General features: G+C 28.9%; 21 protein-coding genes. 13 read left to right on the top strand and 8 right to left on the bottom strand.

The window, feature by feature from the left end; translation table 11 throughout:
- The first annotated feature begins 77 nt into the window (after nucleotides 1-77).
- Nucleotides 78-806, top strand: a complete 729-nt coding sequence (locus tag LPB03_RS15700; RefSeq protein WP_065320194.1) for a uracil-DNA glycosylase family protein — start codon at nucleotides 78-80, stop codon at nucleotides 804-806.
- A 149-nt stretch (nucleotides 807-955) separates the two neighbouring features.
- Nucleotides 956-1,576 (top strand): hypothetical protein, encoded by a 621-nt coding sequence (locus LPB03_RS15695; protein ID WP_065320195.1) that lies wholly within the window; start codon nucleotides 956-958, stop codon nucleotides 1,574-1,576.
- A gap of 219 nt (nucleotides 1,577-1,795) precedes the next feature.
- Here the strand turns inward: LPB03_RS15695 and LPB03_RS15690 are convergent, their stop codons facing one another.
- On the bottom strand, nucleotides 1,796-2,977 hold the full coding sequence (locus tag LPB03_RS15690; RefSeq protein ID WP_065320196.1) for an AIR synthase related protein: 1,182 nt from the start codon (nucleotides 2,975-2,977) through the stop codon (nucleotides 1,796-1,798).
- A gap of 457 nt (nucleotides 2,978-3,434) precedes the next feature.
- Nucleotides 3,435-5,618, bottom strand: a complete 2,184-nt coding sequence (locus LPB03_RS15685; protein ID WP_065320197.1) for a glutamine synthetase III family protein — start codon at nucleotides 5,616-5,618, stop codon at nucleotides 3,435-3,437.
- 167 nt (nucleotides 5,619-5,785) lie between these two features.
- On the opposite strand from LPB03_RS15685, the gene LPB03_RS15680 reads away from it, so the two are divergent.
- The 3 genes from LPB03_RS15680 (at nucleotide 5,786) to LPB03_RS15670 (ending at nucleotide 9,267) form a co-directional block, all read left to right on the top strand.
- Entirely contained in the window at nucleotides 5,786-6,811 is a 1,026-nt protein-coding gene (locus tag LPB03_RS15680) for a glutamine synthetase beta-grasp domain-containing protein (RefSeq protein ID WP_065320198.1), read from the top strand.
- A gap of 179 nt (nucleotides 6,812-6,990) precedes the next feature.
- Nucleotides 6,991-8,637 (top strand): sensor histidine kinase, encoded by a 1,647-nt coding sequence (locus LPB03_RS15675; protein ID WP_065320199.1) that lies wholly within the window; start codon nucleotides 6,991-6,993, stop codon nucleotides 8,635-8,637.
- 3 nt (nucleotides 8,638-8,640) lie between these two features.
- Nucleotides 8,641-9,267: a response regulator transcription factor gene (locus LPB03_RS15670; protein ID WP_083187354.1), complete on the top strand. Its 627-nt coding sequence runs from the start codon at nucleotides 8,641-8,643 to the stop codon at nucleotides 9,265-9,267.
- A gap of 489 nt (nucleotides 9,268-9,756) precedes the next feature.
- Here LPB03_RS15670 and LPB03_RS15665 read toward each other — a convergent pair whose 3' ends face one another.
- Nucleotides 9,757-10,308, bottom strand: coding sequence for a DUF4136 domain-containing protein (locus LPB03_RS15665; protein ID WP_065320202.1), 552 nt, complete (start codon nucleotides 10,306-10,308; stop codon nucleotides 9,757-9,759).
- 221 nt (nucleotides 10,309-10,529) lie between these two features.
- Here LPB03_RS15665 and LPB03_RS15660 point away from each other — a divergent pair, with 221 nt between their 5' ends.
- The 5 genes from LPB03_RS15660 (at nucleotide 10,530) to LPB03_RS15645 (ending at nucleotide 17,253) form a co-directional block, all read left to right on the top strand.
- Nucleotides 10,530-10,853 carry a hypothetical protein gene (locus LPB03_RS15660; RefSeq protein ID WP_065320203.1) on the top strand — a complete coding sequence of 108 codons (324 nt, stop codon included), beginning with the start codon at nucleotides 10,530-10,532 and terminating at the stop codon, nucleotides 10,851-10,853.
- Nucleotides 10,829-11,611, top strand: coding sequence for a M15 family metallopeptidase (locus LPB03_RS15655; protein WP_231953114.1), 783 nt, complete (start codon nucleotides 10,829-10,831; stop codon nucleotides 11,609-11,611). Before LPB03_RS15660 ends, LPB03_RS15655 begins: the two co-directional genes overlap by 25 nt.
- Nucleotides 11,612-11,829: 218 nt before the next feature.
- Nucleotides 11,830-14,229 (top strand): methylmalonyl-CoA mutase family protein, encoded by a 2,400-nt coding sequence (locus tag LPB03_RS15650; protein WP_437438320.1) that lies wholly within the window; start codon nucleotides 11,830-11,832, stop codon nucleotides 14,227-14,229.
- On the top strand, nucleotides 14,192-15,328 hold the full coding sequence (locus tag LPB03_RS17010; RefSeq protein ID WP_437438319.1) for a methylmalonyl-CoA mutase family protein: 1,137 nt from the start codon (nucleotides 14,192-14,194) through the stop codon (nucleotides 15,326-15,328). Before LPB03_RS15650 ends, LPB03_RS17010 begins: the two co-directional genes overlap by 38 nt.
- A gap of 326 nt (nucleotides 15,329-15,654) precedes the next feature.
- Nucleotides 15,655-17,253 carry a carboxypeptidase-like regulatory domain-containing protein gene (locus LPB03_RS15645; protein WP_065320205.1) on the top strand — a complete coding sequence of 533 codons (1,599 nt, stop codon included), beginning with the start codon at nucleotides 15,655-15,657 and terminating at the stop codon, nucleotides 17,251-17,253.
- A gap of 9 nt (nucleotides 17,254-17,262) precedes the next feature.
- Here the strand turns inward: LPB03_RS15645 and LPB03_RS15640 are convergent, their stop codons facing one another.
- The 5 genes from LPB03_RS15640 to LPB03_RS15615 form a co-directional block, all read right to left on the bottom strand.
- Nucleotides 17,263-17,658, bottom strand: a complete 396-nt coding sequence (locus LPB03_RS15640; RefSeq protein ID WP_065320206.1) for a hypothetical protein — start codon at nucleotides 17,656-17,658, stop codon at nucleotides 17,263-17,265.
- Nucleotides 17,659-17,665: 7 nt separating this feature from the next.
- The gene (locus LPB03_RS15635; protein WP_231953113.1) at nucleotides 17,666-18,442 is read right to left on the bottom strand and encodes a class I SAM-dependent methyltransferase; all 777 of its coding nucleotides are present in this window, start codon (nucleotides 18,440-18,442) and stop codon (nucleotides 17,666-17,668) included.
- Nucleotides 18,409-19,146 (bottom strand): DUF2071 domain-containing protein, encoded by a 738-nt coding sequence (locus LPB03_RS15630; protein WP_065320207.1) that lies wholly within the window; start codon nucleotides 19,144-19,146, stop codon nucleotides 18,409-18,411. The genes LPB03_RS15635 and LPB03_RS15630 overlap by 34 nt, the downstream gene beginning before the upstream one ends.
- A complete protein-coding gene (locus tag LPB03_RS15625) occupies nucleotides 19,139-19,522 on the bottom strand; it encodes a DoxX-like family protein (protein WP_065320208.1) in 384 nt (127 codons plus the stop codon). Before LPB03_RS15625 ends, LPB03_RS15630 begins: the two co-directional genes overlap by 8 nt.
- Before the next feature lie 384 nt (nucleotides 19,523-19,906).
- Nucleotides 19,907-20,410 carry a GbsR/MarR family transcriptional regulator gene (locus LPB03_RS15615; RefSeq protein ID WP_065320210.1) on the bottom strand — a complete coding sequence of 168 codons (504 nt, stop codon included), beginning with the start codon at nucleotides 20,408-20,410 and terminating at the stop codon, nucleotides 19,907-19,909.
- A 102-nt stretch (nucleotides 20,411-20,512) separates the two neighbouring features.
- On the opposite strand from LPB03_RS15615, the gene LPB03_RS15610 reads away from it, so the two are divergent.
- The 3 genes from LPB03_RS15610 to LPB03_RS15600 all read left to right on the top strand — a co-directional run bounded on the left by LPB03_RS15610 (nucleotide 20,513) and on the right by LPB03_RS15600 (nucleotide 22,284).
- Complete coding sequence (locus tag LPB03_RS15610) at nucleotides 20,513-21,040, top strand: DUF8685 domain-containing protein (RefSeq protein WP_065320211.1); 528 nt, start codon at nucleotides 20,513-20,515, stop codon at nucleotides 21,038-21,040.
- A gap of 130 nt (nucleotides 21,041-21,170) precedes the next feature.
- Nucleotides 21,171-21,506 carry a DUF3703 domain-containing protein gene (locus tag LPB03_RS15605; RefSeq protein ID WP_065320212.1) on the top strand — a complete coding sequence of 112 codons (336 nt, stop codon included), beginning with the start codon at nucleotides 21,171-21,173 and terminating at the stop codon, nucleotides 21,504-21,506.
- 238 nt (nucleotides 21,507-21,744) lie between these two features.
- Complete coding sequence (locus LPB03_RS15600) at nucleotides 21,745-22,284, top strand: sigma-70 family RNA polymerase sigma factor (RefSeq protein ID WP_065320213.1); 540 nt, start codon at nucleotides 21,745-21,747, stop codon at nucleotides 22,282-22,284.
- Nucleotides 22,285-22,336: the final 52 nt, after the last annotated feature.

Genomic DNA, 22,336 nt, shown 5'->3' with positions numbered 1-22,336 from the left:
GTTTGTTTTATGGGATATGTTTGATAAAAGTTGTTATATGACGAATTGTGCAACATTAAAAAAAATTACACTGAAAAATGAACATCCAAAAAACGAATCTAAGTTTGCTTGAATTATATAAAAATAAATATTCTAAACTTGCAGATTTACTTACTGAAAAAAATAAATCTTTAGAACATTCAGATAAAGCTACGAATCCATTATTACTAAAAATCGATGAAAAATATGCAAATGCAGATTTCAAAATTATGATTTTCGGACAAGAAACAAATTATTGGTATTCTGAAGAAAATAAAGGTGAATTTCACGGAAAAGTAGAACCGATATTTAATCTCTATGAAGATTTTTTTTTAAGTAATGACTGTTATTCTTATGGTGGACAATTTTGGAATGGAATAAGCAGATTCGTTGAATTGGCTGAACAAGAAATAGATGGAAAAGTGGGTTTAGTTTGGAATAATGTTATAAAAGTTGGTAAATGTGGAAAAGGTGCACCATTTGCAAGTATTCAAGAAATACAATTTGAACACTTCAATGTAATTCAGAAAGAAATTGAAATACTTAAACCTGATTTATTAGTGTTTTTTTCTGGACCAAATTATGATGGGCATATTAAAAAATCATTTAAAAAATTAGGAAGAAAATCGATAAATGGTTTTTCGGAAAGACAACTTTGCGAAATGGAACTTTCAAATTTAGCACCAGCATTTAGAACATATCATCCAAATTATTTATGGAGAAATGATATTAATAAATTCCTTGAACCAATAATTGAAAAAATAAAAACGTTGCACAACAACGTGTAATAAAAATTGCTTATTTTTAGCTTAATCAAAGTTAGTTGCATTTCTGTAAACTTCAATTTTCCTTCGGAAAATTGAAGTTCACTTTAAACGCAACTTTCAGTACACAAACACGTTGGCAGTAATTAAAATGAGAAATAAAATCAAAGAATTTGGAAAAAATTATTAGCTATGCATTTATAGGAACAGTTTCTGTCCTTATATGGAATATCAGTTCATATTTTATAAAAAGAATACACTCAAAAAAAGATAAAAAAAAGGAGGAATTAAGTATTGCATTAAATAATGTGTTAGATAAAACAATAGACATAAGAACAGAAATAATAATTCATAATCACAAATACCTGAAAGACTTAATCATTTTTCAAAAAGAAATATCATTAAATATTGAGAATGAATCTGATTTAAAAACGAGTCATATCAAATTTATTGAAAAGTTTGAACTATTACAAAGTGAAAATTCTCAAATCGAAATTGATAAGTTTATAGAAAGTAAAATCAATTTCCAAAAATTATCATTAATTAGAATAGATGAAATATCTAAAAGTCTTGAATTAAAAGCTAACGATTTAATTCGTATAACCCTTAATTCCTTGAATATAAGTTTAAATATTCGGAATGAACTTGATAAATTACCTTACTTAATCCAAAAACACATAATAAATAGACAGTTAAATGATGATTTGAATTTAAACATTGAGAATATTGATAAGATTTTACAGTGTGCTTACGAACTTGAAGATTTAGTAAATGGAGAAATAAAAAAACTGTAGCCAACATCCGAATATAACAAATAGAAATTAAGAATTTTTCATAATTATAATTCAAACTTTTTCAATAGTGATGAAATTGAAAAACTGAATCCAATTTTCGAAATACAATATTGAACTTCATTTCAAAAAATTAATGACACTTTACTCCAAGTTGATTTATAAAATAAAATCTTTTCTTAAAATAAATTATAACTAAATTTTTTATTCATAAACAGCAATCTACGAATACTCAAAGGTTCCAAATTCACTTTTAATCGTTAATTTTTTAGTTTCTGAAGTTTCTACTCTACCCACAATTTTAGCATCCACCTTAAAAGATTTAGAGATTGCAATAATGTCTGCTGCAATTTCTTGAGAAACGTAGAGTTCCATTCTGTGTCCACAATTAAAAACTTGATACATTTCTTTCCAATCTGTTTTTGATTGTTCTTGAATCAATTTAAATAATGGTGGAATTGGAAACATATTGTCTTTTACAATATGCAAATTGTCTACAAAGTGTAAAATTTTAGTTTGTGCACCTCCAGAACAATGAATCATTCCATGCACATTCTCTGCATTGAATTTCGATAAAATTTCTTTGATAATTGGTGCATAGGTTCTTGTTGGCGATAAAACCAATTTACCAGCATCAATAGGCGAATTTGCTACCTCATCTGTTAATTTTGTATTTCCTGAATACACTAATTCTTCTGGAACAGCAGCATCAAAACTTTCTGGATATTTTTCGGCTAAATACTTATGAAAAACATCGTGTCTTGCAGACGTTAATCCATTAGAACCCATACCTCCATTATATTCAGTTTCATAACTTGCTTGTCCAAAAGATTCTAAACCAACAATTACATCTCCAGCTTTTATATTTGCGTTATCAATAACTTCAGAACGTTTCATTCTTGCAGTTACTGTAGAGTCTACAATAATGGTTCTTACCAAATCTCCAACATCTGCAGTTTCTCCTCCTGTTGAATGAATAGTAACTCCAAAACCTTTTAAGTCTTCAATCAGTTCTTCTGTTCCGTTGATAATTGCTGATAAAACTTCACCAGGAATTTTACTTTTATTTCTTCCAATTGTAGAGGACAACATAATATTATTGGTGGCACCAACACACAATAAATCGTCGATATTCATAATTAAAGCATCTTGAGCAATGCCTTTCCATACAGAAATATCGCCAGTTTCTTTCCAATACATATAAGCCAAAGAAGATTTTGTTCCTGCTCCATCTGCGTGCATTATTAAACAATAATCTTCATCATTTGTTAAATAATCTGGTACAATTTTACAGAATGCTTTAGGGAATAATCCTTTATCGATATTCTTAATTGCATTGTGTACATCTTCTTTAGATGCTGATACTCCTCTTTGTGCGTAACGTTTTGAAACTTCTTGACTCATGTTGTTGTGTTGTTTGGCAAATTTAGGCTTTTGATTAAAAAAACAGTAGAAAATAAAGTGAAAATATTTTTAAGAAAGGGAACAACTAAAAACGTACCTTAAATTATCGTAAAAATTAGTGGTTTTTTTTTAGTATTGACCATATAGGGACATAGATAACATAGCCTAAATTTTGGTAAAAAAGGGTGATTTTTTTTTAATTAAGTTTGATGAAATAAAAACCTCACGGGTTTTGAAAACCTTTGAGGTTTAGTAATATCTATTCGCTTATTTTTACAACTTTCCTTTTGAATTTGCGATATGCGTTAAGGATTGAAACGACATCCTTTTTATGCTGAACTAGATTCAGTATCTGTTAAAATTAATAAAATTAGTGCTTAAAATAGACAGATGCTGAAATAAATTCAGCATAAAAAGATATAGTGGAAAGCCTGTTAAAACGCCCAAATAAAAAATATTATCTTGTAAATAACAGTTCTCTATATTTTGTTAATGGCCATAAATTATCATCGACCATGGTTTCTAATTTATCACAGTGATAACGGATTTCTTCAAAGAATGGTTTTACCTTTTTATTGTAAGCTTCTGCAGATTTTAAACCTTCTAATTTGTTTGCTTTTCTGCGCTCGTCAATCATTTTTAAGGTTAGTGAATTAATTTCTGTGATGTGGTTAGAAATAATCATAATTAACTCGATTTGCTCTTTTGCAATGTTCTTAAAATCGTCTCCAAACACCTCTTTTAAATTCTTGGTATTTTCTAATAACGTGTTTTGATAATTGATAGCTGTTGGCACAATATGATTTCTTGCAATATCACCTAAAACCCTACTTTCAATTTGCAAACGCTTTGTATATTCCTCTAAATCAATTTCATAACGCGCCTCTAACTCTACTCTATTCATCACTTCCATTTCTTCGAAAAGATGAATTGTTTTTTTAGCAACTTTAACTTGTAAAGCTTCTGGTGTGGTTTTGTTATTGCTTAAACCTCTTTTTTTAGCTTCTTTTTCCCAAGCTTCTCCATAACCATCGCCTTCAAAACGAATTTTTTTAGAAGCCTTAATATATTCTCTTAAAATATTAAAAATAGCTTCGTCTTTTTTAAGATTTTTAGTATCGACTAGCGTATCTACCTCAACTTTAAATTCCTTTAATTGTTTGGCAACAATGGTGTTTAAAACCGTCATTGGAATTGCACAATTTGCTTTAGAACCTACAGCTCTAAATTCGAACTTATTCCCAGTAAAAGCAAAGGCAGACGTTCTATTTCTATCTGTATTATCTAATAAAATTTCTGGAATTTTACCTATAATATTCAGTTTTAAATCGGTTTTTTCTTCTGGTGATAATTTCCCTTTAGTTACGTTTTCTAATTCATCTAAAACTGCTGATAATTGTGTGCCTATAAATACAGAAATAATAGCTGGTGGTGCTTCATTTGCGCCCAATCTATAATCGTTACTAGCAGATGCAATGGAAGCTCTTAACAATTCTTCATTTTCGTAAACCGCTTTTATCGTGTTTATAAAAAAGGTTAAGAATTGTAAGTTTTTCATAGGTGTTTTCCCTGGACTTAATAAATTAGTACCATCTGCAGTAGATAAAGACCAATTATTATGTTTCCCAGAACCATTAATTTCTGCAAATGGTTTTTCGTGAAAAAGTACTTTAAAATGATGACGAGTAGAAACTTTGTGCATCACATCCATTAACAACGCATTATGATCTACAGCTAAATTTGCTTCTTCAAAAATAGGCGCTAATTCAAATTGATTTGGAGCAACTTCATTATGTCTGGTTTTTACAGGAATCCCTAATAACATGCATTCTTGCTCTAAATCTTGCATAAAACTCATAGCTCTAGCAGGAATACTGCCAAAATAATGATCATCTAATTGTTGCCCTTTTGCAGAAATATGACCTAATAATGTTCTGCCAGTCATTAAAATATCGGGTCTTGACGTTGCCAAAGCATCATCAATTAAAAAATATTCTTGCTCCCAACCTAAAGTTGCGTTTACTTTACTTGCGTTTTTATCAAAATATTTACAAACAGCTGTTGCATGATAATCGATTGCTTGCAAAGCTCTTAATAAAGGTGTTTTATTATCTAAAGCTTCACCTGTATAAGCCACAAAAATTGTTGGAATACACAAAGTTGTTTCATACACAAAAGCTGGTGATGTAGGATCCCAAGCTGTATAACCTCTTGCTTCAAATGTATTTCTAATGCCTCCATTTGGAAAACTAGATGCATCTGGTTCTTGTTGCACTAATTGTTCTCCATCGAATTTTTCCATAGCCAAACTGCCATTTATAGACTCAAAAAAAGCATCGTGTTTTTCTGCTGTTGCTCCTGTAAGTGGCTGAAACCAGTGTGTATAATGAGTAGCTCCTTTAGAAATTGCCCAATCTTTCATGCTTACTGCAACTTGGTCTGCAATTTTACGATCTATTTTAGTTCCTTTATCAATAGCATTCATAACACTTTCGTATGCAGCTCTTGTTAAATATTGTTGCATCGCGTATTTATTAAATACGTTTTGCCCAAACAAAACAGACCTTCTCTCTGTTTCTACAATTTTTACAGGTTTTCTATTTAAAGTTTCTTGTAATGCCGAAAATCTAATTGTTGACATAATATGATTATTAAAGGATAAAATTAAACTTATTGCAAATATACCCCATAAAAATTAGGGATAAAATTATTTTTAATTGATTCTCTAAATTTTACCCCTCTTTTTTTTGATATGTAAGTAAAATATTTCATTTTTGCAGTATTAACATCACATAATTATCAATTACTATGGCAAAAATTAAATTAGAATACATTTGGTTAGATGGATATTTTCCAACTCAAAATATGAGAAGTAAAACCAAAGTTGAAGAGCACAAAAACTTTAAAGGAACTGTTGAAGAATTAGGTTTATGGTCTTTTGACGGATCTTCTACAAAACAAGCTTCTGGAGGTGCTTCTGACTGTTTATTAAAACCAGTTGCAGTATATCCAGATCCTACAAGAATTAATGGCTACTTAGTAATGACAGAAGTTTTAAATGCTGATGGAACTCCACACATTTCTAATGGAAGAGCTACTATCGATGATGATGATAATGAGTTCTGGTTCGGTTTTGAACAAGAATATTTTATTATGGATACAAAAACTCAATTGCCTTTAGGTTTCCCTATTGGTGGTTATCCAGCTCCACAAGGAATGTATTATTGTTCTGTTGGAGGTAAAAATACACATGGTAGACTTTTAGTGGAAAAGCACGCAGATTTATGTATTGATGCTGGTTTAAACTTTGAAGGAATTAATCAAGAAGTTGCTTCTGGACAATGGGAATTCCAATTGTTTGCAAAAGGCGCTAAAAAAGCAGGTGATGAAATTTGGATTGCTCGTTATTTACTAGATAGATTAACAGAACAATATGGTTACTATATAGAATATCACCCAAAACCATTAGGGAAAGATATGGATTGGAATGGTTCTGGTATGCACGCAAACTTCTCTAACGAAATTTTAAGAACTTGTGGAGATAAAGAAGTTTTTGCTAAAATTTGTGAGGCATTTAGACCAGTTGTAAAAGAACATATTGCTGTTTATGGTGAGTTTAATGACCAACGTTTAACAGGAGATCATGAAACTGCATCTATTAACGATTTTTCTTGGGGTGTTTCTGATAGAGGAGCTTCAATTAGAATACCAATTATAGCTGTTGAGAAAGGTTGGAAAGGTTGGTTAGAAGATAGAAGACCAGCTTCAAATGGAGATCCTTACAAGATTGCAGGTAGAATTATAAAAACTGTAAAATCGGCTAACATTAGCTAAACTTTACAAATTATATATACAATTTAAAAACTCCGAAATTTATTTTTCGGAGTTTTTTTTAGTTTTAATAATTAAACAAAAATTAAGATAAAGTTTCTAATTTTTTTTACATCCTAAAAGCATTTATAATAATTATTTATACCTTAACTCCGTAAAGAAAACTTAATATTCTTAATGCCATGAGCGTAAAAAAATTAATTTTATTAATCATTAATAGTTTAGTAATCTTAGTTGTAATTGCGCTTTCTCTCATTTTTTATTTTGAATTTTCAAAGGTTTTAGATGAACGTATTTTGTATCATTTAAACTCTATAAAAACACTTAAAAAAATTCAAATAGAAAACCTTATTCAAAAAGAATGGAAAACGTTTAATGAATCTGAAGATTTTTTTGTTGATAGCAGCAATATTAACTTACCAAATAACAAATATTTAAAGGCAGGTATTTACGACCTAACCCATTTACACCCGACAAAAAAAACATCTATTGGCCTCCATAAAATTAAGGATAACAAAAGAGTATTAAAAGTTATCCCTTATCACAAAATTAAGGAAATCTTATTAGAACGAACAGGAATGGGAGAAAGTGGAGAATCTTATATTGTTGGTCATGATTATAGACTTCGTTCTCAATCTCGATTTTTCCCAGAAAAAGCACCTTATTCAATCGAAGCTAAAACCATAGGTGTTTTAGAGGGTATTACAGATAAGGATGGAGAAGGTATTTTTTCTGATTACAGAAAAATAGATGTTTACAGTGCCTATAGTTCTTTGAAAATAGACCATTTACATTGGGTTTTATTATCAGAAATTGATGTAGATGAAGTTACGATTCCCTTAAAAGAAATGCGTTTAAAACTACTTTTTTTAACACTAATCATCCTAACTTTATCAGTAATTATCTCGCTGTTTTTAACACGAATCATTACAAATCCTATAAAAAAAATACAAAAAAGCCTTCTTGTAATGGCAAAAGGAAATTATAATGAAAAACTGGTTTCAGAGAAAAGTCCAACTGAAATTAAAGCAATGTTTAAAGCATTAGAAAATTTAAGGATTGCCATTGTTGGTGCTGTAGATTTTTCTGTTGATATAGGCAAAATGAACCTTTCATCATCTTACAAACCAAAAAGCAACCATGATTTATTGGGTAGAAGTCTAATAAAAATGCGCGATAAATTAGAGGAATTTAGAGTTACTGAAAACAAGATAAACATTTCAAATAAACGCTTATTAGTAAAACATTTAGAAGACGAAAGAAGAAGATTAGCCAGAGAATTACATGATGGTATTGGCCCTTTATTAACCACCATAAAATTGTACGTTCAAAACCGAGTTGAAGCGAACGAACATAAAGAAAGTTTAAAGGAAATGATTGATACAACCATTAACGAAATTAGGCAAATGACCAACGTTTTAATGCCTACAAGTATCGATAAATTTGGTATTGGTGCAACTTTAATTAATTATGTAGAAAACATTCAAAAATCTTCTGAAGCTTCCATTCGTTTCGAAGATTTAACAAAAAAAGAAAGTTCTTTAATTACCAAAGAACAGGAAATAAATATTTTTAGAATTGTTCAGGAACTCATAAATAATTCCATAAAACATTCAAAAGCGACTAAAATAAGAATTTCATTAACGGAGTTTGATAATGTATTGTCTTTGTATTATTTTGATAATGGCATTGGCTTTAATATTCATGAAGTAACATTAGGTTCTGGAATTAAAAACATTAGAGAACGTGTAGAAATTTTTGATGGCACTTTAGAAATTGAATCTACAGAAACCACAATTTTTGAAATTGAAATGCCCATAAAATTATAAATGATGATTAAAATTGTAATCACTGACGACCATGAACTTTTTAGAGTTGGACTCTCTGAATTGTTAAAAAAGCAAGATGATATTGAGATTGTTGCAGAACTATCTAATGGAAAAGAGTTTTTAGATTTTATTGAAAACAAACCAGCAATAGATATTGTTTTGTTAGATATTACAATGCCATTTGTAGATGGTTTTGAAGTGTTAGATGCATTAACAAAAATTAAAAGTCCCATAAAACCAATCATGGTTTCGATGTTTGATGATGGAAACTATATCGCAAAATGTGCAAAAAATGGAGCATATAGTTATTTATTAAAAAACACAGACGAATTCGAATTATTAAAAGCTATAAGAATTGTAGCGAAAGGAAAAAAATATTTTAATCAAGCTATTTCTGAGAAAATGATCAATTTTATGTCTACTCAGCATACTAGTATTAAAAAACTATCTAATAAAGAATCTGAGATTTTAGTTTTAATTGGCAAAGGACTTACCACAAAAGATATTGCCTCTAAATTATTTATTAGCACAAGAACTGTGGAAACTCACAGAGCAAACATTCTTAAAAAATTAGAGGTTAAAAATACGGCTTCATTGATTAAAAAAGCCACAGAGAATAACCTCCTCTAAACTTATATCCGTATAAATACGGATGCAAAATACCGAATTTCTTATAAGCACAAAAACTTGTTTCAAGTTGTATTTTTGGAGTAGCTAATTAATGATAATCAGCTAAACTTAAAATACATTTATGATGAAAAACATATTATTAGTATTAGGATTTATATTTATAGCTTCCTCTTCATTTGCTCAAAAAAAGGATGATTTAAAAAGTTTTGAATTTAAAAATGCTAAAGTTAGCAAGTATACTTCGCAAAACACTGTTATTACTATAAACAGCACAAAGAGCAACTTAAAAAGCTATCAATTTAAAAACCATAAAATTTGGGAAAAAAAAAAGAAGATTCTAAAATAGTAGCGATTGAACCTTCTAAAAAAGCTAAATTAATGGGACCAAAATACAAGAACTTTAAACATTAAGTAAAGTTTCTTTTAAAACAAAAACTCCGAAATTTACATTTCGGAGTTTTTACTTTTATACTTATATGTAATTATTTATTACTTTCTGGTATTACTTTCTGGAGGGAATCTAGAAATAATTTCTTTTACAAAAAGATTGATTCTTTCTTCTTTCTTTTCTCTATTATCCATTTTCAAAGCACCAGTTCCAACTCCTTGCCAAACTAATTCCTTTTTTTCTTTATCAATAAAATCGATAAATAAAGTACCTTCCGTAAATTGAGAAACGTTTACATTATTATTCATTCCATTCATCATCCAAGGGTTCCAACCAAATCTCCAACCATAACCAGCATTATAATTCTGATTTACATTTACACGTTCTCTAGATTTAGTAAAAAAACTAACCAACATTGCAGGATTTTCAGATTTTGTAAAACCTTGCGCTAAAAGTTCTCTTTCAATGGCTCTTAAAACACGTTTTTTATCTAAATCAGATATATCTGCTTTGTCAATTCCTGGTTTGTAAAATGCAAATGTTTTTAAGTTGCTAAAATCTGCTTGCGTATCGTAATCTGTAGTTACTTTTATAGCATTGCAAGAAGATAACACCAATGCAAAAACTACAATTATTAATTTAGAGTATTTCATAAAGTAAAATTTTAAAAGGTTTTTAAAAAGAATCTGTTTTAATAGAATTTGGTCGATAAATAATTTAAAAAATCATTTATAACATCATAATTTACAACAAAAAACATGCCAAAACACATTAATTTTGTATTGTGTATAAATGATATTTAAAGCACCCGTTTTATTTTGAGAACATTACAAATATATCTATTTTCGATTGATATTTAATTTTTGATCTGTCTATGATTTTTATTTCGAAGTATATCGTTCCAGAAGGTTTTAATGGAATTACGATTTTTCCTTTTATATCTTTGATTGATAAAAATTTAAAACATGATTTAATTTTAATTCATGATGAAAAAATTCACTTACAACAGCAGAAAGAAATGTTTATCATCTTCTTTTATCTTTTTTATGGATTAGAATGGTTCATAAAATTGCTAAAATATAAAACCAAACACAGTGCTTATGTAAACATAAGGTTTGAGCGAGAAACATATCAAAATGAAAATAATATAAACTATTTAAAAACTAGAAAAACTTGGGCATTTTTAAACTATCTATAAAATTTACGTTTCTTCTTTTTTTCTTTGGATGTTTGGCAAACTGTAAAAAACAACAGAAAAATACTGAAATTAAAGAGGCTATTTTAATTCAGAAAAAAGATACAATTCCTAGCTTTCCAAATTACTTGACTAAAGATTATGTTTTAGGAAAATTTGATTATGCTAAAAACGATGATTTTATGTTGGTTCCAGAAGGTTTATCAAACAAAAAAATATATGTTAGAAAAGAAGTTTTAGATGCTTTTCTACAAATGGAAATCGCAGCTAAAAAAGAAAACATCCACTTTACTATTATATCTGGAACCCGTAATTTTGAACATCAAAAGAGAATTTGGAACTACAAATGGAACGAAAAATATAAAAATACTCCAACTGAAAAAAGAGCTTTAAAAATTTTAGAATATAGCTCTATGCCTTCATCTTCTAGACATCATTGGGGAACAGATATCGATTTAAATAATTTAAATAACACTTATTTTTCTTCTGGAAAAGGGTTAAAAGAGTACAATTGGTTGCTTAAAAATGCTTCTAAATTTGGTTTTTATCAACCTTATACATCCAAAGAAAATGGAAGAACTGGTTATCATGAAGAAAAATGGCATTGGTCTTACCTCCCACTTTCTAAAATTTATTTAAACTATTATAACCAGCAAATAACCTATAAAGACATCAACGATTTTGAAGGTGCCGAATTTGCTAAAGAAATTGACATCATCAAAAATTATGTGAATGGTATTAATGTAGAACTGAATAATTAAAGATTTTCCAATAATAATGGTGAAATTATTTTTAAATAGATGAGATGAAAATCTTAATTCTTAGATTCCTGTTTTCACAGGAATGACAACTTCAAAGGAAGCTGATATAAAAATATCAACACTTTTTTTTAAAATAACTATTAAGAATTTGTTAATCATCATTAATAATTTTTAAGATTATCGTAAATTGCAACTCTAAAATATAACATTTATTACGAATGGAACAAAGTGCACCTTATAAACCGAAATATAAAGTAAGAATCGTAACTGCTGCAGCTCTTTTTGATGGGCATGATGCTGCCATAAATATTATGCGTAGAATTATACAATCTACAGGAGTTGAAGTGATTCATTTAGGACATGACAGATCTGTAGAAGAAGTAGTGAATTGTGCCATTCAAGAAGATGTAAATGCCATTGCAATTACTTCTTATCAAGGTGGACACATGGAATATTTCAAATACATGTTCGATTTATTGAAGGAAAGAGGTGCAGGCCACATCAAAATATTTGGTGGTGGTGGAGGTGTAATTCTTCCTGAAGAAATTAAGGAATTAATGGAATATGGAATTACCAGAATTTATGCTCCAGATGATGGAAGAGCGATGGGTTTACAAGGAATGATAAATGATTTGGTACAAACTTCTGAAACAGCCTCCCTTAATCCCTCCAAAGGAGGGAAACACTCAACTGGAATCGTTTGTAATGAGGACGCTTCTTGGTTGTTAGAATTGGGTGATGAAAAGGTTTTACAGAACTTAAAAAATAAAGAAGTTACTACAATTGCTAGATTAATTTCTCTCGCAGAAAATAATCACGAGGCTTTCGCAAAGATTTTTTCCCCTTTGGGGAAATTAAAAGGGGCTTCTTGTCCTGTTTTAGGAATTACTGGAACTGGTGGTTCTGGAAAATCTTCTTTAGTTGATGAATTAGTGAGACGTTTTTTAATTGATTTTCCAGAAAAAACAGTTGGTTTAATTTCTGTTGATCCTTCTAAAAGAAAAACGGGTGGCGCACTTTTAGGCGATAGAATTAGAATGAATGCTATTAATAATGATCGTGTTTATATGCGTTCATTAGCAACTCGTCAATCTAATTTGGCATTATCAAAATATGTAAATGAAGCTGTGCAAGTTTTAAAAGCAGCAGAATTCGATTTAATTATTTTAGAAACTTCTGGAATTGGGCAATCTGATACAGAAATTATAGAACATTCTGATACTTCTTTATATGTAATGACACCAGAATTTGGTGCAGCAACTCAATTGGAAAAAATTGATATGTTGGATTTTGCGGATTTAGTTGCTATTAATAAATTTGATAAAAGAGGTGCTTTAGATGCTGTAAGAGATGTGAAAAAGCAATATATGCGTAACAATAATTTGTGGCATATTCACATGGATGATATGCCTGTTTATGGCACAATTGCTTCTCAATTTAATGATCCAGGAATGAATACTTTGTATAAAAGTATTATGGATAAATTAGTTGAAAAAACGGGTGCAGATTTAAAATCTACGATGGAAATTACCAAAGAAATGTCTGAAAAGATTTTTGTAATTCCACCAGCAAGAGTTCGTTATTTATCTGAAATTGCAGAAAGTAATAGAAGTTATGATGATAAAGTTGATGAACAAGTTTTAGTTGCTCAAAAATTATATGGAATTCATCAAACGATAGAATCGATTATAAATGCTTCTGCAGAAATTATTAAAATTGGTTTAGATGAAGAAGCTATTTTACATCAAACTAAAGATGAAGAAAAGGATTTTGTAAAACTTTTATTGGCGCAATTCGAAAAAGTAAAAATGAACTTTAACCCTTACAATTGGGAAATCATTTTAAACTGGGCAGAAAAAGTTCAGAAATATAAAGATCCAATATACACCTTTAAAGTTCGTGATAAAGAAATTAACATAGAAACACATTCTGAATCTTTATCTCATTCACAAATTCCTAAAATAGCGTTACCAAAATACCAAGCTTGGGGAGATTTATTACGTTGGAACTTGCAAGAAAATGTTCCTGGAGAATTCCCTTTTACAGCAGGTTTGTATCCTTTTAAAAGAACAGGTGAAGACCCAACAAGAATGTTTGCGGGTGAAGGTGGCCCAGAAAGAACCAACAGACGTTTTCATTATGTGAGTTTAGGAATGGACGCAAAACGCCTTTCTACTGCTTTTGATTCGGTTACTTTATATGGAAATGATCCTGGTAAAAGACCCGATATTTATGGTAAAATTGGAAATGCAGGTGTTTCAATTTGTTGTTTAGATGATGCTAAAAAATTATATTCTGGTTTTGATTTAAGTCATCATATGACTTCAGTTTCTATGACAATTAATGGCCCAGCACCCATGTTGTTAGGCTTTTTCATGAATGCAGCTATTGATCAAAATTGTGAAAAATACATCAAAGAAAACAATCTTGAAAAAGATGTTGAAGCTAAATTCAACGAAATTTATGAATCAAAAGGTTTAAACAGACCTGTTTATCAAGGAAAATTACCTGAAGGAAATAATGGTTTAGGCTTAATGCTGTTAGGTTTAACTGGAGATTTGGTTTTACCTGCTGATGTTTATGCAGAAATTAAAAAAAACTACTTTGGCACAAGTTAGAGGAACTGTGCAAGCAGATATTTTAAAGGAAGACCAAGCACAAAATACCTGTATTTTTTCTACAGAATTTGCGTTAAGATTAATGGGAGATGTGCAAGAATATTTCATTGAAAAACAAGTTAGAAACTTTTATTCGGTTTCTATTTCTGGATATCATATTGCAGAAGCTGGTGCCAACCCAATTACACAATTAGCACTTACTTTATCAAACGGATTTACGTATGTTGAGTATTATTTATCAAGAGGAATGGACATCAATAAATTTGGTCCAAACTTATCGTTTTTCTTTTCAAACGGAATTGATCCTGAATATTCTGTAATTGGTAGAGTTGCTCGTAAAATTTGGGCAAAAGCGATGAAAAATAAATACGGAGCCAATTCTAGAGCGCAAATGTTAAAGTATCATATTCAGACTTCTGGACGTTCTTTACATGCGCAAGAAATCGATTTTAATGATATTAGAACTACGTTGCAAGCTTTGTATGCCATTAATGATAATTGTAATTCTTTACACACAAATGCATATGATGAAGCCATAACTACTCCAACAGAAGAATCTGTTAGAAGAGCAATGGCAATTCAGTTGATTATCAACAAAGAATTAGGATTAACTAAAAATGAAAACCCGATTCAAGGTGCATTTATTATTGAAGAATTAACAGATTTAGTAGAAAAAGCTGTTTTAGATGAGTTTGATAGAATTACAGAAAGAGGTGGTGTTTTAGGAGCGATGGAAACTATGTATCAGCGTTCTAAAATTCAGGAAGAAAGCATGTATTATGAAACACTAAAACATAATGGCGAATTCCCAATTATTGGCGTAAATACATTCTTAAGTTCAAAAGGATCACCAACTGTTCAGCCAGCAGAAGTTATTCGTGCATCTGAAGAAGAAAAGCAATTTCAGATTCAGACAAAAGAATTATTGAACAAAGCAAATCCTAATAAAGTTGTGGAGCAAATTGAGATTTTACAGGAAGCTGCTGTTCAAAATGAGAATTTATTTGAAAAATTAATGGAAGCAACCAAAGTTTGTTCTTTAGGGCAAATTACAGAAGCGTTGTTTAAAGTTGGTGGACAGTATAGGAGGAATATGTAAGCAGACTCTTAATTTTGCTTTGCAAAATTTTAGAGGTCGCTTATCCCGCTTTTTTGCGGGATCTTGAAGTTTGCTATAAATTAAATTGCAATTGTTGGCTGTAATTGCTGACCACATAGAAACATAGAGAACATAGCTCTTCTTTGTGAATCACTTATGCAGATTTTTATTGACATCTTAAAGATAAACTTCTAAAAATAAAATAATACGAATGTATTAACTAAGACCTCACAGGTTTCAAGAATCTGTGAGGTCTTTTATTATAAACTCTTTAAAGTATAATTTTCAAAATAATTTCAATATTTTTGAGATAAATTAACGCTTCCTTGAAAAAGACACTTTTATTTATTGTATTCATTTTTGTTAGCATACCAACTTTAACTGCCCAAGAAACAAACTCAAAAGTAAGGTTTCAAGTTGTTGATAAAGTTTCGAAAACACCTGTTGTGTATGCAACTGTAATGCTTAAAAACATCAACAGAGGAACACATGCCGATTTTAATGGCTTTTTTGAAATTCCTACTTCTTATATAGCCAATGGAACTATAAAAATTTCGTCTATTGGTTATCTTACAAAAGAGATAAAATTATCATCCTTACTTAAAAAAAATAGTCCTGTTATATATCTAGAAGTTGCGAATAACGCTTTAGATGAAGTAGTCATTAAAAGTACTAAAAAGAAGAGAAGAGCTTTATATGCAAGAGAAATTATTAGAAATGCCATTGATAATATTCCTAATAATTATCCTAATGAACCACATTCTTACATAGGGTATTATCGAGATTATCAACAACCTGTTGATGATGTGTATCAGAAATTAATAAAATCAGCAAAACCGATTGAATACGTAAATGTGCACGAAGCTATTATAGAATCTTTTGATTCTGGCTTTGATTCTCATAAACTAAAAAGTAAAAAAAATCAATCTTTATTGTATGAATATAGGGTAAATACCAATTTTATTCAAGATTCTACCTTAACAATTCCCTATGACAATAAGAAAAATAAATTTTCCGAAAGCGTTTATATTAGTCCTTTAGGTGGTAATGAGTTAAACATTTTAAACCTTACGAATGCCATCAGAAATTATGATAAAATGTCTTTTTCATTTGTAAATACGCTCAATAAAAATTTCATTGACAATCATTATTTCAGCATTCAGGAAGACGTTTTTTTAGATAGTACAATATTGTATAAAATTTCTTTCACCTCAAAAAAAGAAAGAACTAGTTTCGATTATGCAGCAAAAGGAACTATTTATATTGCCAAAGATAATTTTGCAATTCACAAACTAAATTACAATCTGTATTACATCAAAAATAAAAGTCCTCAATATGCTGTTACTATAGAATATGCTGAAAAGAATGATAAAATGTATTTGAACTACATTACATTTAACAACTTTTTTGAAGCTAAAAATGGTAATTATTTTAAGATTGATAAAGCGTTATACAATTCAAATTCGAACAGCTTTAAAATTTATTTTAATAGAAAGGTTGCTATAAATTCTTTACTTCCAATAAAAAGAAACTTTAAAATTTATTATAAAGGTAAAAAATTACAAGTTTTAACTGCAGAGGCTTTTGACAGTAGTAACAGCATATTTACCATAACTATTGATCAAAAATCAATTGAAAATATAAATTTCGCTGAAGAACGTAAAAACGCTAATTACAGTAATTTCTTTACGTTTGATATTGCTAACATTAAAGATGTAAATGGTTTTGAAATAGATGAAAGGGCAAGCATAAAAATGAACCAATATAGAGAGTTTTTTGTGCAAGAAATATTTGAACATAAACAGATACCTCTTCAAAAAAACTTTATCAATAAAAAAGCACCGTTGTTTAAATCGATCCTTACACCTTTAGAATTGGAGGAAAACTATTGGTTGAATTCGCCATTGAAAAAGGAAAAGGAATAAATACATTTTTCATTTAAAATAAATTATTAGAAATAAACTACTCATATATACCCAGAATAAGGTGAACAGAATGTGCATTGTTGTTTCGAACTTTTTACCTTTCCATAATAAAGAAGAATAAACAAACATCTGAAAAAACAATCTTATCAACCAAAAAATCCCTAAACCTAAAGAAATTTTCTTTCCTAAAGTTGTTTCAATTAATTCTGTAGATGAAGTTACACACAGTAAACCCATTAAAAAAACGGTTAAAGCAATAAAAAAAGTATGTGTCGTCATCATTTGAGAATTGATTAAACTCAATGATTTCAATTCTAACTTCCATTTAAAATATTTTGGAAAACCTATATGAATCAATGCTAGTAACATTAATAAAACTCCTATAATTTGGATTTGTAAAGACATAATTTAATTACTTTTCTATGGTGAAAATTGACATAAAAGGTGTGAATTTTTTCTCTATTACATTTTTAAAAACAGCTTGTTTAAAAACTTTTAACCAAGTTTTTTGGGAGAAAAAATGTGTAAATCCGACAGAAAATGCGAAGAAATTTGCTACATCTCTCAAATGCTCAACAACAATAACTTTCCCATTTTCTTTACAAACTCTTTTACATTCTTTTAAAAACTGAACTTTTTCTTCATCTTTTCTTATTTCGTGAATTGCAGAAAGTAAGAAAAGAACATCTACAGAATTATCATTTAAAGGAATATGTTTAGTGTTTATTTGTATTGTATTTGGGTATTCGTTAGTTACTTTTCGCGCTCTAATAATTGCAGGTTCTGTATGTTTATCAGCATTATAAAAATCAAAAACCTGTAAATTAGAATTTGGAAATTTATCTTTAATTGTAAAACTTGTTTCATCAAAACCAGCATTGATATTTACAATTTGAGTTGCAACTTTCTCATCAATATTTAAATCTTTAAACCATTTAAAATCATAATATCCAGAGAAATCATATACGTAAGCTGAAATTATTAAAGGCATTACTAATCCATATAAAAATGCTCCTGAAATCACCCAAATTAATATTTTTGAGATCTCAAAATAAGCACAAACAATCAGGATTAAACATAAAACAAGCAAACCAATAACATAAAAATGTCTGTTAAAACTTAAAATATTTAAAACTCCTTGAAACTTTTTCCTTTTTACTTCCATACTTCTTTTCTTCCTTTTTCCCATTGATATGGAACATTTTCAATAATAAAAGCGTTTGCTAGAACACAATTCTCTAATTGTAGTTTTTCTAAAAAATCAAAATGATAATTTTCAACTTTTAAAGGTTTTGGTTTCCAATTTTTTCGAACACCTTCAATAATTAAAACCTCTTTTGTTTTATCATTATACGTAAATGTAAATGGTAAAGGTCCTGCAAATTTTCTTGCTTCTTTCCAATTTAAAAATGGCGATTTTGTTGGCAGAGCAACCTTATCATCATTATTAATTACATTAATTTTAAAATTAGATTTGTTAGAATAAATTTCTAATTTTTCATTTTCTTTATTGATGTTTATGTCTGTGGTTGTATAGTTATAATGAGTAAAAATATTCCCTCTAAATGTCATTTTAGGAGAATCAGTTTCAGATTTCAGAATATATAAACCTCTTAATCTTTTTCCTCTTTTATCTATGTATCTCACAAAAACGCGATAGCCGATTAAGAAAAAATCATTTCCTGTAAACTTTGGAAATCCTTTAATTCTCAAATCTTTTGTTTGCACCATCGCAATTGCAATAAAAGCCCATTTATCTTGAAAAGTATCTAATGTTAAACATTCAGGAATTAGGTGTTCTAATTGTTCCTTTGGAACAGCAAACGTAAAAACTGTAGAACTGTCAAAATAAGCTTCCACAGCAAAAGGATGGTTTTTTAGTGATTTAAACATAACGCTTTTGTTTTAAAATGAAATCACTGTAATAAATTACACCACAAAATAAACTGGCAAATACAATATTTAAGTTTCCAAATAGTAGTAGATCTTTTACGAAAATAAGCTCGATTATATTCATTGATACAATTATTGCTATTTGTAAAAGTGCACTTAGTTTTGATTTATAATTACTCAAAATCCAAATAACCATTATAATTTCTAAAACTCCGATTGTAAAAGTGATTTCTCTTGCATATTCTTCATCTAAAATTCTTGCTACAATTTCCTGATGTCTTGGAACTAAGTTTAAAATTTTACAAATAAACCCGTTTACGAACCAAATTAATGAAATGAAAATAACTACTATTTTATATTTATTTTTATCGCTCATTACAGTTTTCTTTATAAATTAAGTAAGTAATTATCATAAAATAAACAGCTATCAAAATCGGCAAAAATGTTATGATATTATATGCAAATTCAAGATTAAAAAATGATGTTAATATCATTAGAGCAACCCAAAAAAATATTGAATAAAAATAAATTGATACTAATTTTTGACTTTTTAAGCTAATCGAATTATCTGTTTTGAGTATTAAAGAGGAAATAACTTGAAGGAAAGCGAAAGGGATTAAGAGTAACACTCCAAAAAAAGGATCAATCATAGAAAGTATTATTAATCCAATAAAACTGATTAAGTTAATATAATATAGAAAAATCATAATTTTAATTTTAGAACTTTCAGAAATTATTGAAAATTTGTATTCAAATTTCTTTACTTTTTTACCATTTTTGTAAAGTTGCTCAATAGCCAATGTTCATCAGCTTTAATAGATTTTTCTAATATATTATTAACAGTTGTAGTTACTTTAGATAAATCAGCTAAAACCTTTTTAAACTCCTTCCCTTCTTCAGAATCGTCTTTTATATCTTGTAACTCGTTTAAGACTTTTATAACAGGTTCAATTTCTCTTTTCTTACGTTCTTTGGCAATTTGTTTAAACAACTCCCAAATATCTTTAATGGCGATAAAAAATTCTTTTCGTTCGCCAACTACGAATTCTTTTTGAACAATTCCCCAATCAATTAAAGCCCTTACATTCATATTTACATTTCCTCTAGAAATCTGCAAAGTTTCCATAATATCTTCTGCAGATAAAGGTTTTGTAGAAACTAATAACAAAGCATGTACTTGAGCCATTGTTTTGTTTACGCCCCAATTTGTAGCTAAACTTCCCCAAGTTTGTATGTACTTTAATTTTGCTTCTTGTAGTTCCATGTAACAAATATACAATATATTTCTAAACTTTCAATAATTATTGAAAATTAAATAATTTATTTTTATTGATAGTATTATTATCTTTCACTAAAAATATAAAACATGAAAATTTTAGGAATTGGCTCAAGAATAAATCATACCGAATTTGGTTTGGGAGTTGTGACCAATGTTACCAGCAAACATTATTGGGTAACTTTTATAAAAGATGGTTTAGAGACTATTGCTATTGATAGCGATTTTGAAATAATAGAAGCTGTGGAAGATGAAGTTGATACCATTAGCTTTCAAGATGTTGAAAAATCTTTAAAGAAGCTTTTGCAAACATGGAGTGATGTTACAGAAATTTCTCCAATTGCAGATAGGTGGAAAAAAGGAACGCTAATTTTAAGACCTGCTGACAGTAATTTAGCTGATAAGGAAATACCTATTGATACATTTTTCCATAAAATTGTGATGGTTAGAGATAAAGTTAGAGTGATGGAACAAAAAATAAATTCCAGCAAAACTTTAGACGATCAAGATAAAGTTGATTTACAACAATACATTACAAGAATTTACGGGAGTTTAACTACTTTTAATGTGTTGTTTAAAGTAAAATCTGATCAATTTACAGGTTCAAAATCTAAATAAGATTCCTGATTTTACCCAATCTAGTTGAGCACAAATACTGAAAAGGCATTTTTTTAAAATTAGAATAACCTCGAAAAAAGTATTTTCATTGCATCTTTTTAGGTTGATTTTGGTCTATTGATAAAACAACATGGCCAATCAACTTTTAAAAACAGGATTTTATTATCAACTGAATCTAGGTAAAAAAGCATTATTAAAAAACGATTTTAAAGCTTCTTTTTATCATTTTGAAAATGCGCATGTTCTTGGTCAAAGACATATTATAAGACATACAATAAGTCATTATTATATGTTGATTTTTGGAATAAAAACAAACAATTTTAAAGAAATTGTTGGTCAAGTTTTACGAATTATTGCTGCTCTCCTATTTACCTTTATTTGGGTTCCTAAAGGAAATACTGGAGGTTCCAACAGTTCACCAATTAAAATAATGCCCATTAGAACAGCATTAAAAAAATATTTTTAAATTTTTGCATCTTTTTAAAGATTTCACTGTCTATTATATGAACATTAAAAACAAATATCATGAAAAATCAAAATAATTGTACTTGTGCACCTTGCATAAACGACGATTGTAAACAATGCACTTGCGAAAACTGTACCTGTACAAATTGTAATTGCTAAATAAATTGTCTCTTTAAGTGCAGTCGAAAGGTTTTTTAATAGCTCTCGACTGCGCTCGAACTGATATTAAATAATTCTCAATGACAACAAAGCAAGTTTGGACTTCCTATTCAGAAGATTTAAAACGATTTATTATCAGCAAAGTAAAAGATGTTACGATTGCAGATGATATTTTGCAGGATACTTTTATTAAAATTCACACAAAACTGCATACTTTAAAAGACGTTACAAAATTAAAATCTTGGTGTTTTACAGTGGCTCGAAATTCTATTTTAGATTATTGGAAAGACACCAATCAAACTTTTGAAATTGCTAATTTTGAAACTGAAACGCTTCCTCTAGAAAATTCTCATACAGAAAAAGATTGCTTAAAAAGTATTTTAAAAAGCTTACCTAAAAAATATAGAACTCCTTTGTTTTTATCTGATATAAAAGGATTGAAACAGCAAGAAGTTGCCCATCAATTGCAACAAAGTTTATCAACTACAAAATCTCAAATTCAACGTGCACGAAAATTAATTGCACAAGATTTTATGGATTGTTGTGGATTTGTTGTTAATGAAAATGGTAATTTGGTTGGCGAAATTCAAGATAAAGAAGATTGCAAAGTTTGTAAATAACTTTTATACCTAAAACTATTTATTATTTTTTCTATCTTAGTTGAAAATCTAA

The organism is Polaribacter vadi (assembly GCF_001761365.1).
Taxonomy (GTDB): Bacteria; Bacteroidota; Bacteroidia; order Flavobacteriales; family Flavobacteriaceae; genus Polaribacter; species Polaribacter vadi.
The sequence above is the reverse complement of the archived record's forward strand: the minus strand, read 5'-3'. Positions and strand labels throughout refer to the sequence as shown.